Here is a 12,813-nt window from a genome sequence, read left to right on the forward strand (position 1 = left end):
TGGGAGACAAGCGAACTCACAACCCGGTTCGGCCCACACATTAGTGAAGCGGCCACCGGGGATCCTCCCGATGGCCGCCTCGTCGGCCATTGAATGATGCTAGCTTTCACCCTCGCTTTGCGTGTCGTTTTCGCAACTTCTGGCACAGACCCAGCAACGCCCCCTGCGCTGTCCGCATCGCCGCAGGTCAGACGGACCAACAAGCTATCCGAGGGGCAACCAACTTGTGGGCAAGCATTCATGTTTAGGCCGGTCCGACGGTGGCATTCGCGGTGCTATGGGTATGAGAATGAGCCTCGCCGACCTGGTGATGAAGATGCTGGAGTTCGTCCGGGCCGGCTACCCGCCCGGAGATCGGGTACAGCGTCGCCTCGAGGCCATCGGTTGGCCGTCCCCCGAACCGAGCCGCTAGACCATGCGCACCGCGTTCCATCATCAGCTCGACGCCCTGAGCCACAGCATCGCCGACATCTGCGAGCGCAGTGGCACCGCAATGGCTCGGGCCACCGAAGCCCTGCTCAGCGCCGACATTGTGCTTGCCGAAACCGTCATCAGCGCCCACCGCGACTTCATCACGCGGTCCAACCAGGCAGAGACCGCCGCCTACAACCTGTTGCTGCTGCAAGCTCCGGTCGCCAGCGATCTCCGCGCGGTGCTGAGCAGCCTGAAAAACGCCGCGGACGTCTACCGGATGGCGGCCCTGGCCCTGCACGTCGCCGATACCGTCCGGCTCCGGCACCCCTCCTCCGCGATCCCCGACGACATCAAACCTCACTTCGCCGAAATGGGGCGCATCGCAGTCGATCTCAGCCGCAGCGCCACGGAAGTGGTGCTGTCGGTGAATGCGGACCACGCCGCCAAGCTCGCCTATGACGACGACGCAATGGACGAGCTACACCGACTGGCGTTCACCATCGTGATGGATCGGCAGTGGTCGCACACCGTCACCACAGCGGTCGACGTCACCTTGCTGAGCCGCTACTACGAGCGGTTCGCCGACCATGCCGTGACGGTGGGTCAGCGGGTCATCTTCCAGGCCACCGGTTCTCAGGTCGCCGTGCCTCGCGTGGGGCGCAACCAGAGCGCGTGACGAATCCTTCAGCGCGCCAACGGCGTATAGAAAACGACACCGTTGCCCTTGTTGTCGTACACCACCGCGCGACGTTCGTGGGCGTCGTCGTACGGCCCCTTCACGATCGCGCCGCCGCTGGCCTCCACCGCCTTCGCGGCGGCATCGACATCGGCGGTCTTGATGCCGACGACGACCCGGCCCGGAATGGGGTGATCCACGTCCGTCGCCAGCGCGAGGGTGACCGGACCGCCGTCCAGCGCCGCGAAGTGGGTGCCGTCGCGGAATTTCAGTGGCATGCCCAATGTCTCGCTGTAGAACGTGATCGACTCGTCCAGATTGTCGGTCGACAAGATGATCATTTTGACTTCATGCTCGCTCACTAGGCGCCCGCTCCTCTGCTCTGAGTGCCTCCACGTTAGGCACATTAGGCACAGTGGGCACCGGGTGAACCTGGCGTCGGCGAAATACCACCCACCGCATCGCGGTGTACATGTACACCGCTTCGCACAACCCCGCCGCCAGTCGCGCCACCTGATACTGGACACCCAGGGCCGCCAAGACACTGGTCGTCCCGAGGATGAAAGCCAGGTAATTCACCACGACCACGACGGCGTACACCGCGACCTGCGGGCCGACGGCCGCATGGGAACGAAAGTTGAACGTGCGGTTGAGCACGTAGCTGAGCGCGAACGCGCACACGTAAGCGACCGTGACGGCGACCGGCACCGGCACGCCGAAGCCGCTGCGCAACATCGTGAGCAAGCCCAGGTCTAGGCCGAAGGTGATGCCGTTGATCACGCAGAAGCCCAGGAACGTCGGAGCGACCAGGGATGCGAGACCGAACGGCAGCCGGGCGACGACCGCCGCGCAGCACTTGTGGAATGCGTCCACCGTCCGCGACGGTCTGCCCCCCGATTCGGCCAGCATGCGGCTACCGTGCCATGACCAGGTAGCCGCCACGTGATCAGTCGGCCAACTGCGCCCACACCGAGTGCGTCACAACGCGCTCAGCAAACCTTGGCGCACATAACATCACGGTCACCAAAAAAGCGGCAACCGCCATGGGCCGGTTACGACTTGGCTGCCTGCTGGGCGTCGATGTCCATGTCCGGGCAGAACGCCTCGACCGCGGCGAAGGCGATCACCTTCGTCTGCTGGCTGCTGTAGCCCATGTTCTGAATCCGCATCAGGGCTTGGTCGGGCGGGAGCATGTTGTTGCGCAGCTGATTGCACAGGTTGGTGCCCACGTGGACGATCGTTTCCTGGCTGCTGTACTTGATGTGATTTTGGTCCAGATACGCTATGTAGTCGGGTGTATTGGCCGGGTCTGCATTGGCGACGGCCGGTACCGAACACAGCAGTGCGGGAAGGGCGATAAGTGGCGCTGCTAGTGCTGCTTTCATGGACCATGAGCATAGGATCGCTAACGAACTTCTGAGTGAACGGCGGGCAAACGGTTCGTCCCGACGGACGGATGTAGCAACAGTAGTGGGCCAAGCCGCGATGGTGAGCATGGCTGGGGTGCCCACCGGTCAAGCTAGCGTCACCACAGCACGCTGCGGAAGAGTAAGGCATCGGCCACCAGTCCAACCCCGACAACCAGGAACATGATGCGCACCGATATCGGCGCGTAACGATTCAGGCCGCGCACGATCGCGCGCTGGATCCGCACCGCCCGCTTGTTCTTTCGAGTCGCCAGAAAAAGAATCAGCGCCGACGGCGTGAGCGCCAGCGTCCAGTAGGCGTAAATCAGCAGGGGCCACGCCGTCGGTCGTGGGTGCACCGCGGCCAGGGTGGCCAGCCCGGTGATGTACGGGATCGAGGTCGGCGCCTGGCCGGTGCCCACCGCGACGCCGAGGACGCCCAGCAGCCACGGCCGTTGGCGCATCGCCGCCAGCGCCCAGCCCGGGGCCGAGGTTTGCGCGGTCAGCGGAAAATAGGCCAGACACATCAGCGCCACACCCAGCAGCAGCTGACACCAAAACCGAAGCGCAGGAGTGATTTTGAAGTCGACCCAGTGCGTCAGGACGCTCAGCCCGAGGACGGTGCAGACGCCGAACGTGGTGGTGACCAGGAACAAGCCGGCGATGAAACTGGCGCCGCCGGGAACCGGCGAACGGCGGTCGAGTCGGCTGGCGTAGACGACAGCTGAGACCACACCCACGTTGAGGACATTCAGCGAGTCGAGGAAGGCCAGACCGGCGAGCGCCAGCAAAAGAGCTTCCATGATCGCACCCGAAGTTACTGCATCAACCCCATGACCGCCCGCGGGCGCCGCGCCAAGAGCAAGACCGTCTTCCGTCAATTCAGTAGCGGCTGTAATGTTCTGCGCATGCTGACCTGTGAGACGCGGGAAGCGGCGCTGGCCCGGCTCGGACGCGCCCTGGCCGATCCCACCCGGTGCCGGATTTTGGTGGCACTGCTCGACGGCGTGCAGTACCCGGGCGAACTGGCGACCCGGCTGAAGCTGACCCGGTCGAACGTCTCCAATCATTTGTCGTGCCTGCGCGGCTGCGGCTTGGTGGTGGCCACCTATCAGGGGCGGCAGGTTCGCTACGCGTTGGCCGACGTACACCTCGCCCGCGCGCTCCGTGAACTGGTACAGGTTGTACTCGCCGTCGACACCGACGAACAGTGCCTCGACGAGCCGTCACCGACCAGGGCGGTCACCCAGCGATGAACGACCGGGACGCCGCGCGCCGGGCCGAACATCCGTTGTCGTTGCCCGGGCGGACCCCGGATTGCTGCAACGACGGCCGCCACGCCACGTCCAGCACGAATACCGTTGCACCACAACGCCGCACGGTGTTGTCGCGACGCGTGCGCCTGCTCACCGCGGCGACCATCACCTACAACATCGTGGAGGCGGTTGTCGCGATCACGGCCGGCGCAGCGGCGTCATCGGCGGCGTTGATCGGGTTCGGGCTGGACTCCCTGATCGAGGTGTCTTCGGCCGCGTCGGTGTGGTGGCAGTTCTCCGGCAGCGACCCCGAAGCGCGTGAGCGCACCGCCTTACGGATCATCGCGGCGTCGTTCTTTGCTCTAGCCGGCTACGTCACGGTCGAGTCGATCCGGTCCTTAGCCGGCGGACAGACCGCTGAATCTTCTACCGCGGGAATCGTTTTGGCGGCCGTCTCGCTGGTCGTCATGCCGCTGCTGTCGGTGGCCCAGCGGCGTGCCGGCCGCGAGCTGGGTTCGGCCAGCGCGGTCGCCGACTCCAACCAGACACTGCTGTGCACCTACCTGTCCGGCGTGCTGCTGGTGGGTCTGCTGCTGAATGCGTGGTTCGGCTGGTCGTGGGCCGACCCGGTGGTGGCGCTGGTGATCGCCGCCGTGGCCGTCAAGGAGGGCCGCACCGCCTGGCGCGGCAAACACTGCTGCTGATCCAGGTGGCTTTTCGTCAGCTTGTGATGGTCAGGCAGGCAGCCCGGACTTGACCGCGACATCCTGCTTGCGCGCCACATCGAGCGCGATATCGGGGGGTACCGGGTCGTTCGGCGCGCCCTCGAACTCGATCAGGGCGATGACCTTGCCCTCGCGGAAGATCACCGACGTCACCGACTTGGCACCGTCGGCCGACGGGCCGGAGATGATCGTGCCGCCGATGCCCACGTCGGCCGGTGCCTGCGTGCCGCCCTTGATGGCGCCCGTTTGCGGGTCGGTGTAGGACTTGATGAGCGGGTCACGGTCCCGCTCGGCGGTGTCGGGATCGGGATAGACCAGCAGCGAGTCGACGATGCTGCGCGAGCCGCTCTGGTTCGTGAACACGCCTTCGATGCCCGGCGCGGGGTCGGTCAGCTGCCGCTTTTTGGGCGGGCCGAAGCTATCGCCCGGCACCACGATGTCCGTGGGCTTGATCAGCAGATTGCTGAAATCCGATGGCTGCGCGGAAGCACTGCTCGACGTGGCCGGCGGCGACGACGACGCCGCGGAAGTCGACGAGGTCGAGGACTTCGCCGACGACGAGGGGCCGGCCGCGTTATCGCCACCACATCCCTGCAGCGCCGCACCGACGACGAGGGTAGTTGCCGCCAGGGCAACTGCGGATAACCGCTTCACGATGGACTCCTCCGCGCGTCGTCGAACTTTGCCAGCGTCTCGCGCAACATAGCGGATCATCGCAGGAACCGGAAGTAAACCGGCAAAAAAATCCCCGCGTCAGCGGTTTGCAGGGCGGGAAGCCGCGGCGGCGGAAAGCACGCCCCGTAGCCGCGCCGCAACCGCTCGCGCGGTTGCCGACTCTCAGTCGCCGACGGCGCCTTCGGGTTTGGGACCGCGCCCCTCGCCGGTCAAATACTTAGGGCAGTACGAGCCGGCCGCGATGGCGGTGAACTTGGCCGCGCCGGTCCCGGTGAATCCCGGGTTGCGCAGCTGGAGGTTGTTGACGATCTCCTGGTCCGAGTGACCCGAGTCGACAAGCTCGCACACCGTCTTGCCCGCCGCGATCGCGGCGGCCGGGTCCTGGAACGTCAGCCCGGCGTCTTTGAGTTCGCTGAGGAACAAGGCGTCGGCAGCGGGGTCAGGCGCCGGACTGGGGCTTGGGCTGGGATCGGCATGCGCCGGAATCGCCAACGTAATCAAGGCAACCGAGGTAACCAAGGCAACCCTCGTGGCAACCGCCAGCAGCGTCATCAGGCCTCTCATAACTTCCGGATTCTCCCAGAGTTTCCCCGCCGCTGCACCCGCCGAGTCCCCCGAGCGGCAGAAGTTCAAATGGTGTTGGCTAGGACGATGTGGCAGCCATCCTGATTGTCCTGGACGTTTTTGTCGGCATCCTCGCGGTGGTCGGGCTGATTGCCACCTGGAATCACCTGCGGGCACGCCGCAGACGCTCGGGCGCCAAGGGCGTGGTGCTGGCCATCGATCGCCTCACCCCGCGCCGCAAGAATGTGACGCGCCTGCAGGTGAGCCTGCGAATGGTCGGTCCCGCGGTGCGCTACGAGGTGGGACTCGATCTCGAATCGGACGGCCACCCGTTCGACGTGTCCACGCCCAAACCCGCGCTGCGGTCGTCAATGGGCTGTGCGGACGAAGAACTGTCGTGGGGATTCGAGGTCCCCGAAGACGAACTCGACCACATCTGGGTCATTGCCTCCTGGATCGCTGCCGAGGACGCCAACCTACGCATGGCGGCACTGGCCTCAAACCTCGGCACCTCGGAGGTCTACGAGTGGCGGTGGGCGGCCGATTGGCGCATCTCCAGTGCCGGCCACTGGCGAAAACGACGCAGCCCGACGACTCCCCCGCGCAGCATCCCCGGAATGGGTCCGCTGCAGCTGGGCCGAGCACCCGGACCGGGACGCGCAAGCGCAGCACAACCCGGCGGCCAACCCGGCGCGGCCCCGCGGTAGCGGTTATTGGGGTCCGTTGCCGACGCTGGTGTGCGGCAAGGCACCCGGGCAATACGCGGTGGCCGCGATCGCCGCGAACTTGGCGGCATTCTCCTCGCGAAGTCCCGGATTGCGGTCTTGGACGGTCCTGACCACATCCACCATCTGGGTGCCTTGGCCGACCGCTTGGCACACCCACTTGCCCGCCGCGATCGCCCGGGCGGGATCCGGATAGGTGACGCCGGTCGCCTGTAACGCAGCCAGGAACTGGTCGTCCATTCCATCGGCGTGCGCGGGTGCGGCCGTGCCAACCAGGGCGACGGCGGCTACCAGCATCAAGAGGCGTTCCATAGCCCTCTGATCGTTGCAGACCCGCAGCTGATCCGCATCTCTTTTCGGCAGGTCGACCGGCGCCACCCGATCACCGGCCCACGCCCGCAACCCCTGCCGTTCCCCGCCAACGGTGTGCGATTATTCGAAGATGCGCCGCTGGCTGATCGTCCTGTCCACCGTGCTGATCGCCGCCGCTACCCACACCGCAACCGATGTGGCCGCCCCGCGCGCGTGGGCCGGGGACGCGCCGATCGGGCACATCGGCGACACCCTGCGGGTGGATACCGGCACTTACGTCGCCGACGTCACGGTCAGCAGCGTGGCCCCGTGCGACCCCCCACCCGGATTCGGCTACACCCGCAGCGGCGTTCCGATCAAAAGCTTCCCCGGCAGCACCCCAAACCGCGCCGACGTGACCGTGCGCGCGGTCCGGGTGCCCAATCCGTTCATCATGGCCACCGCGTTCAGCTTCACCGGGGTGACTCCTTACGCCGACGCCTACAAACCGCGAACCACTGACGCCCCCGACGACTTGGACAACGTGCTTGTCAACGCTCCGAACGGAGCGATCGTGCGCGGCGGGGTGTACTGGGACGCCTATCGCGACCCGGTCTCCAATGTGGTGTTGCTGGACCGCAAGACGGGCCATCACCTGGCACAGTGGAACCTCTGAAACCAGACGTCCAGCTCGCCACGGCCGAGCCCGGTCAGGCCGACGAATTGGCCCACGAACTGGCCCGAGTTGCCGCCCTGACGTTTCCGCTGGCGTGCCCGCCCACGGCGGCCGCGGAGAACATCGCGTCGTTCATCGCTGCGAACCTCTCGACTGAGCGTTTTGCGCAGTACCTCACCGACCCCGACCGGGCCGTCATCACCGCGGCGCAGTCCGGACGAATGGTGGGTTACGCCATGATCATTCACGACAACGCCGATGCATGTGCCGAACTGTCGAAGATCTACGTGTTACCCGACCAGCACGGCTCGGGAATCGCCTGGGCGCTGATGCAGCGAGCCCTGGACATCGCCCGGGACTGGCGCGTTCGTCGCATCTGGCTCGGAGTGAACCGGGAAAACCAACGAGCACAACGCTTTTACGCTAAATGCGGATTCAGGATCAACGGCACCAGAACATTTCAGGTCGGCGCCCAGATCGAAAACGACTACGTCATGGTTCGGGAACTCGATGAGCGGCAGCGGTCAGCGCCAATAGGCGCGACGTGGCCCGCAGATACTTCTTCCGGTAGCCGCCCGCCAGCATCTCCCCGCTGAAGATGGTGTCCAACTTCGCCCCCGAGGCCAACACCGGGATGCCGGCGTCGTAGAGCCGGTCCGTCAGCGCCACCAGCCGCAGCGCCACGTTCTGATCGTCGATGCCGTGTACGCCGGTGAGGAACACCGCCGTCACGCCCTCGATCAAGGTCAGGTAGCGCGACGGATGCATGGTCGCCAAATGCGCGCACAGTGCGTCGAAGTCGTCCAGCGTCGCGCCGTCGGTTCCGGCGGCCCGGGTGGCGACCTCTTCGTCCGACACCGCCGGTGGTGCCGGGGGCAGACCCCGATGCCGGTAGTCCGGGCCGTCGATCCGCACCGTGGTGAAAATGCTTGCCAGCGTATTGATTTCGCGTAGGAAATCTTGCGCGGCGAAGCGGCCCTCGCCGAGCTGCTCGGGCAACGTGTTGGAGGTGGCCGCCACCGACACACCCCGCTCGACCAACGCCGACAGCAGCCGCGACACAAGCGTGGTGTTGCCCGGGTCGTCCAGCTCGAACTCGTCGATGCACACCGCCGTGTAATCGGCCAACAGCTCGATGCATTCGGTGAAACCGAACACCCCGGCCAGTTGGGTCAACTCGCCGAACGTGGCGAACGCCTTCGGTTGATCCGGGACGCCGGGCCCCGACCCGGGCAGCTGGTAGTAGACCGAGGCCAGCAGATGCGTCTTGCCCACGCCGAACCCGCCGTCCAGGTAGATGCCCACGCCGGGCAACGCCTCGCGGCGGCCGAAAAACTTCCGCCGCCCAGCCCGCCGCTGTTCGGCCGCGCGGCAGAAGTCCTGACATGCCTGCAACGCGGCAGCCTGGGTCGGCTCGGCCGGGTCGGGGCGATAGGTGGCAAAGCTCACATCGGAAAACGTTGGGGGCGGCCGTAATTGGGAGATGAGCCGTTCCGGCGACACGCTCGGATGCCGGTCCACCAGATGTTGTACACGCGCGCTGTCGCCCGTCGAGGTGGACCCGTGCATGCGAAAATCCTAACGGCGTGCTGCAATCGTCCTCATGGCCGATTCCGGCACCGGCAGAGCCGTCGAGACCGTACTGACCCTGCTCGAATCGGGGCGCGCGGTCGGCGACGGCGAACTCCCCCAGCTCTACGCCTATCCGGACGGCGACGACATGTGGCTGCGGGCGAATTTCATCACCAGCATCGATGGCGGGGCCGCCGCCGACGGCAAGACCGGCCCCATGGCCGGACCCGGCGACCGGCTGATCTTCTTCCTGCTGCGCGAACTCGCCGACGTCATCGTCGTAGGCGCGGGCACCGTGCGGGTAGAGGGCTATTCCGGCGCGCACGCCGGCATCGCCGAACGCCAGCGCCGGCAGGCCCGCGGGCAGAGCGAGGTGCCGCAATTGGCCATCGTCAGCAAATCCGGCCGGCTGGAACGGGATATGGGCGTCTTCACCCGGACCGAGGTGCCCCCGCTGGTGCTCACCTGCAGGGCGGCGGCGCAGGAGAGCCGCCGGCTGCTCGGCGACCTGGCCGTGGTCGTCGACTGCTCCGGCGTGGACCCAGGCAAGGTCGACGAGGCCGCCGTGCTGGCCGTGCTGCGGGACCGCGGCATGCGCCGGGTGCTGACCGAGGGGGGCCCGATGCTGCTCGGCTCGCTGATGCGGCGCGGCATGCTCGACGAGTTGTGCCTGACCATCGCGCCCTACCTCGTCGGCGGGCAGGCACCCCGCATCGCGACGGGTCCCGGTCACGCGCTCACGTCCATGAGCCGCAGCCACATCCTGACCGATGCGGCCGGCTACCTGTACACGCGCTACATGCGGGGTTAGCCGGGCCATCGTGCCCTACCGGGCCAGACCACGCGGGATGGCTACTGTAGTCGGCATGAGTCGGCACAACAGGTCCGCAGCGGCGCTGCTCCCGTTGACCGTCGTGTTGACCGTCGTCGCGACCACGCTGCTGAGCGCCTGCATCCCGGTGCTGCCCGCCGATCCGCGCTTCGTGACCAATTCCGGCGCACGGCCCCAGGGCGCGGCCCCCACCAAACCGCCGCCGGCCGGCCCGCCGCCGATCGCCGCGCCCAAAAACGATCTGCCCTGGCGCGACTGCACCTCGAAGGTGTTCACCGACGCCGGCATCCGGCCCGCACCCGGCGGGATACAACTGGACTGCGCCAACTACGACGCCGACCTCGATCCGGTCAACGGCGGCTCGGGAACCGTGAGCATCGGCGTGGTGCGCGCCCGGTCCGGTCAGACACCCAAGGACGCCGGACCCGTCGTCTTCACCACCGGCTCCGACCTGCCGTCGTCGCAGCAGCTGCCGGTGTGGCTGTCCCAGGCCGGCGGCGACGTGTTGGCTGCCCACCCGATCGTCGCCGTGGACCGCCGCGGCATCGGCATGTCCAGCCCGATCGACTGCCGGGACCACTTCGACCGTCAGGCGATGCGCGATCAGGCGCAATTCCAAAGCGGCGACGACCCCGTCGCCAATCTGTCCGACATCTCCAACACCGCGACGACCAACTGCACCGACGCGATCGCGCCCGGCGACAGTGCTTACGACAATTCCCACGCCGCCTCCGACATCGAACGGCTGCGCAGCCTGTGGGACGTGCCGTCGGTGGCGTTGCTGGGCATCGGCAACGGCGCTCAGGTCGCGCTGGCGTACGCCTCGTCCCGGCCCGACAAGGTCGCCCGACTAATCCTCGACTCCCCGGTCGCGTTGGGAGTCAATGCCGAAGCGGCGGCCGAGCAGCAAGTCAAGGGCCAGCAGGCGGCGCTCGACGCGTTCGCCGCCCAGTGTGTGGCGGTGAACTGCGCGCTGGGCGCCGACCCCAAGGGCGCCGTCAACGACCTGCTGTCCGACGCCCGGGCCGGCCGGGGCCCCGGCGGCGCCTCGCTGGCCGAGCTCGTCAACGCCATCACCATCGCGCTGGGCTTCCCGTCCGGCGCGCGGGTGAACGCGACGACCAGCCTGGCCAACGCGCTGGCCGCCGCCCGCTCCGGCGATGTCAACCAGCTGACCAGCCTGATCAACCACGCCGATGCCACCCGCGACACCGACGGTCAGTTCGTCAACTCCTGCAGCGACACGATCAACCGTCCGACCCCGGACCGGATCCGCGAACTCGTCGTCGCCTGGGCCAAGCTCTATCCGCAGTTCGGCACCGTGGCCGCACTCAACCTGGTCAAGTGCGTACACTGGCCCACCATCTCGCCGCCGGCGCCGCCGAAGGACCTCAAAGTGGACGTCGTCCTGCTGGGCGTGCAGAACGACCCGATCGTCGGCAACGAAGGCGTCGCCCAGACCGCGGCCACCGTCATCAACGCCGGCGCGGCCAGCCGGCGGGTGATGTGGCAGGGCATCGGGCACGGCGCCAGCATCTACACGCCCTGCGCGGTTCCGCCGCTCGTCGGCTATCTCAACAGCGGCAAGCTACCCGGAACCGACACGTACTGTCCCGCCTGACACGGTCGGGGGGTTTCGTCGGCGCGGCCTCGCTGCGGTGTACGGTGCGCTGGTGACGGCAGCTGATTCGACCCGGGCCGGCTTGCGTGATTCGGTGCTGGCCGCCTTCCGTCCCCGCTCCGGACCGCCCAGCGCGGCGACGGTTTTGCGGTCCGCGCTGTGGCCGATCGCCATCTTTTCGGTCCTGCACCGCAGCATCATCTTGACGCTCAACGGCAACATCACCGACGACTTCAAGCCGGTCTACCGGGCGGTCCTCAACTTCCGCCGCGGCTGGGACATCTACAACGAGCACTTCGACTACGTCGACCCGCACTACCTGTACCCGCCCGGCGGCACCCTGCTGATGGCGCCCTTCGGCTATCTGTCGTTCAACCCGTCGCGGTATCTGTTCATCCTGATCAACACCGTGGCCATCCTGATCGCCTGGTACCTGCTGCTGCGGTTGTTCAACTACACGCTCTCGTCGGTGGCCGCGCCGGCCCTGCTGCTGGCCATGTTCTGCACTGAAAGCGTGACCAGCACATTGGTGTTCACCAACATCAACGGCTGCGTCCTGCTGGCCGAGGTGTTGTTCCTGCGCTGGCTGCTGGACGGGAAGGTCGGGCATCAGTGGTGGGCCGGGCTGGCAATCGGTCTGACCCTGACCCTCAAACCCGTGCTGGGTCCGCTGCTGCTGCTGCCCCTGCTCAACCGGCAGTGGCGGGCACTGGTCCCGGCTCTGGTCGTGCCCGTGGTCGTCAACGTCGTCGCCTGGCCACTGGTCAGCGATCCGATGGACTTTGTCACCAAGACACTGCCGTACATCGGTGGCACCCGGGACTACTTCAACAGCTCGATCGAGGGCAACGGCGTGTACTTCGGGCTGCCCACTTGGCTGATCATGTTCCTGCGAATTCTGTTCGTTCTGCTCACGATCGGCGCACTGTGGCTGCTGTACCGCTACTACCGCACCCGGGATCCACTGTTCTGGTTCACCAGCTCCTCGGGTGTGCTGCTGCTGTGTTCCTGGCTGGTGCTGCCGCTGGCCCAGGGCTACTACTCGATGATGCTGTTCCCGTTCCTGATGACGGTGGTGCTGCAGAACTCGCTGATCCGCAACTGGCCGGCCTGGCTGGGTGTCTACGGCTTCCTGACACTGGACGACTGGCTGATCTACCGGTTCATGCGGTACGGGCGGGCACTGCACTATCTGAAGATCACCTACGGCTGGTCGCTGCTGCTGATCGTCGCGTTCACCGTCCTGCTGTTCCGGTACCTGGACGCCAAGGCGGACGACCGGCTGGCCGACGGCCTGGATCCGCTCTGGCTCCGGCGTGAACCCGACGTGGTTGACGGCGCAGCCTGAGCGCGACGCGGTGATCACCAGCGCGTCGGAGC

18 protein-coding genes are annotated in these 12,813 nt (G+C 66.7%); 10 read left to right on the forward strand and 8 right to left on the reverse strand.

Going from position 1 to position 12,813, the window contains the following annotated elements; genetic code table 11:
• Positions 1 to 289 precede the first annotated feature (289 nt).
• On the forward strand, positions 290 to 412 hold the full coding sequence (locus tag G6N33_RS27705; protein WP_269210880.1) for a hypothetical protein: 123 nt from the start codon (positions 290 to 292) through the stop codon (positions 410 to 412).
• Between the two features lie 3 nt (positions 413 to 415).
• On the forward strand, positions 416 to 1,090 hold the full coding sequence (gene phoU, locus G6N33_RS02235; protein WP_044511107.1) for a phosphate signaling complex protein PhoU: 675 nt from the start codon (positions 416 to 418) through the stop codon (positions 1,088 to 1,090).
• Positions 1,091 to 1,098: 8 nt separating this feature from the next.
• Here the strand turns inward: phoU and G6N33_RS02240 are convergent, their stop codons facing one another.
• The 4 genes from G6N33_RS02240 to G6N33_RS02255 form a co-directional block, all read right to left on the reverse strand.
• The gene (locus tag G6N33_RS02240) at positions 1,099 to 1,452 is read right to left on the reverse strand and encodes a VOC family protein (RefSeq protein ID WP_044511104.1); all 354 of its coding nucleotides are present in this window, start codon (positions 1,450 to 1,452) and stop codon (positions 1,099 to 1,101) included.
• Positions 1,439 to 1,999: a GtrA family protein gene (locus G6N33_RS02245; protein WP_101528225.1), complete on the reverse strand. Its 561-nt coding sequence runs from the start codon at positions 1,997 to 1,999 to the stop codon at positions 1,439 to 1,441. The genes G6N33_RS02240 and G6N33_RS02245 overlap by 14 nt, the downstream gene beginning before the upstream one ends.
• A gap of 143 nt (positions 2,000 to 2,142) precedes the next feature.
• The gene (locus G6N33_RS02250) at positions 2,143 to 2,475 is read right to left on the reverse strand and encodes a DUF732 domain-containing protein (protein ID WP_044511103.1); all 333 of its coding nucleotides are present in this window, start codon (positions 2,473 to 2,475) and stop codon (positions 2,143 to 2,145) included.
• Positions 2,476 to 2,615: 140 nt separating this feature from the next.
• Positions 2,616 to 3,299, reverse strand: coding sequence for a GAP family protein (locus G6N33_RS02255; RefSeq protein ID WP_101528226.1), 684 nt, complete (start codon positions 3,297 to 3,299; stop codon positions 2,616 to 2,618).
• Positions 3,300 to 3,404: 105 nt separating this feature from the next.
• On the opposite strand from G6N33_RS02255, the gene cmtR reads away from it, so the two are divergent.
• Together cmtR and G6N33_RS02265 are read left to right on the forward strand one after the other, a co-directional pair.
• A complete protein-coding gene (gene cmtR / locus G6N33_RS02260; protein ID WP_044513218.1) occupies positions 3,405 to 3,752 on the forward strand; it encodes a Cd(II)/Pb(II)-sensing metalloregulatory transcriptional regulator CmtR in 348 nt (115 codons plus the stop codon).
• Positions 3,749 to 4,456 carry a cation transporter gene (locus tag G6N33_RS02265; RefSeq protein ID WP_081662256.1) on the forward strand — a complete coding sequence of 236 codons (708 nt, stop codon included), beginning with the start codon at positions 3,749 to 3,751 and terminating at the stop codon, positions 4,454 to 4,456. Before cmtR ends, G6N33_RS02265 begins: the two co-directional genes overlap by 4 nt.
• 30 nt (positions 4,457 to 4,486) lie before the next feature.
• Here the strand turns inward: G6N33_RS02265 and G6N33_RS02270 are convergent, their stop codons facing one another.
• Together G6N33_RS02270 and G6N33_RS02275 are read right to left on the reverse strand one after the other, a co-directional pair.
• On the reverse strand, positions 4,487 to 5,131 hold the full coding sequence (locus G6N33_RS02270) for a hypothetical protein (protein ID WP_044511101.1): 645 nt from the start codon (positions 5,129 to 5,131) through the stop codon (positions 4,487 to 4,489).
• Between the two features lie 183 nt (positions 5,132 to 5,314).
• Positions 5,315 to 5,704 (reverse strand): DUF732 domain-containing protein, encoded by a 390-nt coding sequence (locus G6N33_RS02275; protein ID WP_408632757.1) that lies wholly within the window; start codon positions 5,702 to 5,704, stop codon positions 5,315 to 5,317.
• Positions 5,705 to 5,805: 101 nt separating this feature from the next.
• Here G6N33_RS02275 and G6N33_RS02280 point away from each other — a divergent pair, with 101 nt between their 5' ends.
• Complete coding sequence (locus G6N33_RS02280; RefSeq protein WP_044511097.1) at positions 5,806 to 6,423, forward strand: hypothetical protein; 618 nt, start codon at positions 5,806 to 5,808, stop codon at positions 6,421 to 6,423.
• A gap of 3 nt (positions 6,424 to 6,426) precedes the next feature.
• On the opposite strand, the gene G6N33_RS02285 is transcribed toward G6N33_RS02280, so the two are convergent.
• Positions 6,427 to 6,753, reverse strand: a complete 327-nt coding sequence (locus tag G6N33_RS02285) for a DUF732 domain-containing protein (protein WP_044513215.1) — start codon at positions 6,751 to 6,753, stop codon at positions 6,427 to 6,429.
• A gap of 130 nt (positions 6,754 to 6,883) precedes the next feature.
• Between G6N33_RS02285 and G6N33_RS02290 the strand changes: the two genes are divergently transcribed.
• Both G6N33_RS02290 and G6N33_RS02295 read left to right on the forward strand, forming a co-directional pair.
• A complete protein-coding gene (locus G6N33_RS02290; RefSeq protein ID WP_044511094.1) occupies positions 6,884 to 7,408 on the forward strand; it encodes a hypothetical protein in 525 nt (174 codons plus the stop codon).
• 47 nt (positions 7,409 to 7,455) lie between these two features.
• Positions 7,456 to 8,004, forward strand: a complete 549-nt coding sequence (locus tag G6N33_RS02295; RefSeq protein WP_231382717.1) for a GNAT family N-acetyltransferase — start codon at positions 7,456 to 7,458, stop codon at positions 8,002 to 8,004.
• On the opposite strand, the gene zapE is transcribed toward G6N33_RS02295, so the two are convergent.
• Complete coding sequence (zapE, locus tag G6N33_RS02300) at positions 7,901 to 8,977, reverse strand: cell division protein ZapE (RefSeq protein ID WP_101528227.1); 1,077 nt, start codon at positions 8,975 to 8,977, stop codon at positions 7,901 to 7,903. The genes G6N33_RS02295 and zapE overlap by 104 nt on opposite strands.
• A 34-nt stretch (positions 8,978 to 9,011) precedes the next feature.
• Here zapE and G6N33_RS02305 point away from each other — a divergent pair, with 34 nt between their 5' ends.
• From G6N33_RS02305 to aftC, 3 genes are read left to right on the forward strand one after another with little or no spacing between them, the layout of a single operon-like run.
• Positions 9,012 to 9,791, forward strand: coding sequence for a pyrimidine reductase family protein (locus tag G6N33_RS02305; protein WP_101528228.1), 780 nt, complete (start codon positions 9,012 to 9,014; stop codon positions 9,789 to 9,791).
• A 37-nt stretch (positions 9,792 to 9,828) separates the two neighbouring features.
• The gene (locus G6N33_RS02310; protein ID WP_044511091.1) at positions 9,829 to 11,433 is read left to right on the forward strand and encodes an alpha/beta hydrolase; all 1,605 of its coding nucleotides are present in this window, start codon (positions 9,829 to 9,831) and stop codon (positions 11,431 to 11,433) included.
• A gap of 37 nt (positions 11,434 to 11,470) precedes the next feature.
• Positions 11,471 to 12,781, forward strand: coding sequence for an arabinofuranan 3-O-arabinosyltransferase (gene aftC / locus G6N33_RS02315; protein ID WP_044511089.1), 1,311 nt, complete (start codon positions 11,471 to 11,473; stop codon positions 12,779 to 12,781).
• Positions 12,782 to 12,813: the final 32 nt, after the last annotated feature.

Source organism: Mycobacterium simiae (assembly GCF_010727605.1).
GTDB lineage: Bacteria > Actinomycetota > Actinomycetes > Mycobacteriales > Mycobacteriaceae > Mycobacterium > Mycobacterium simiae.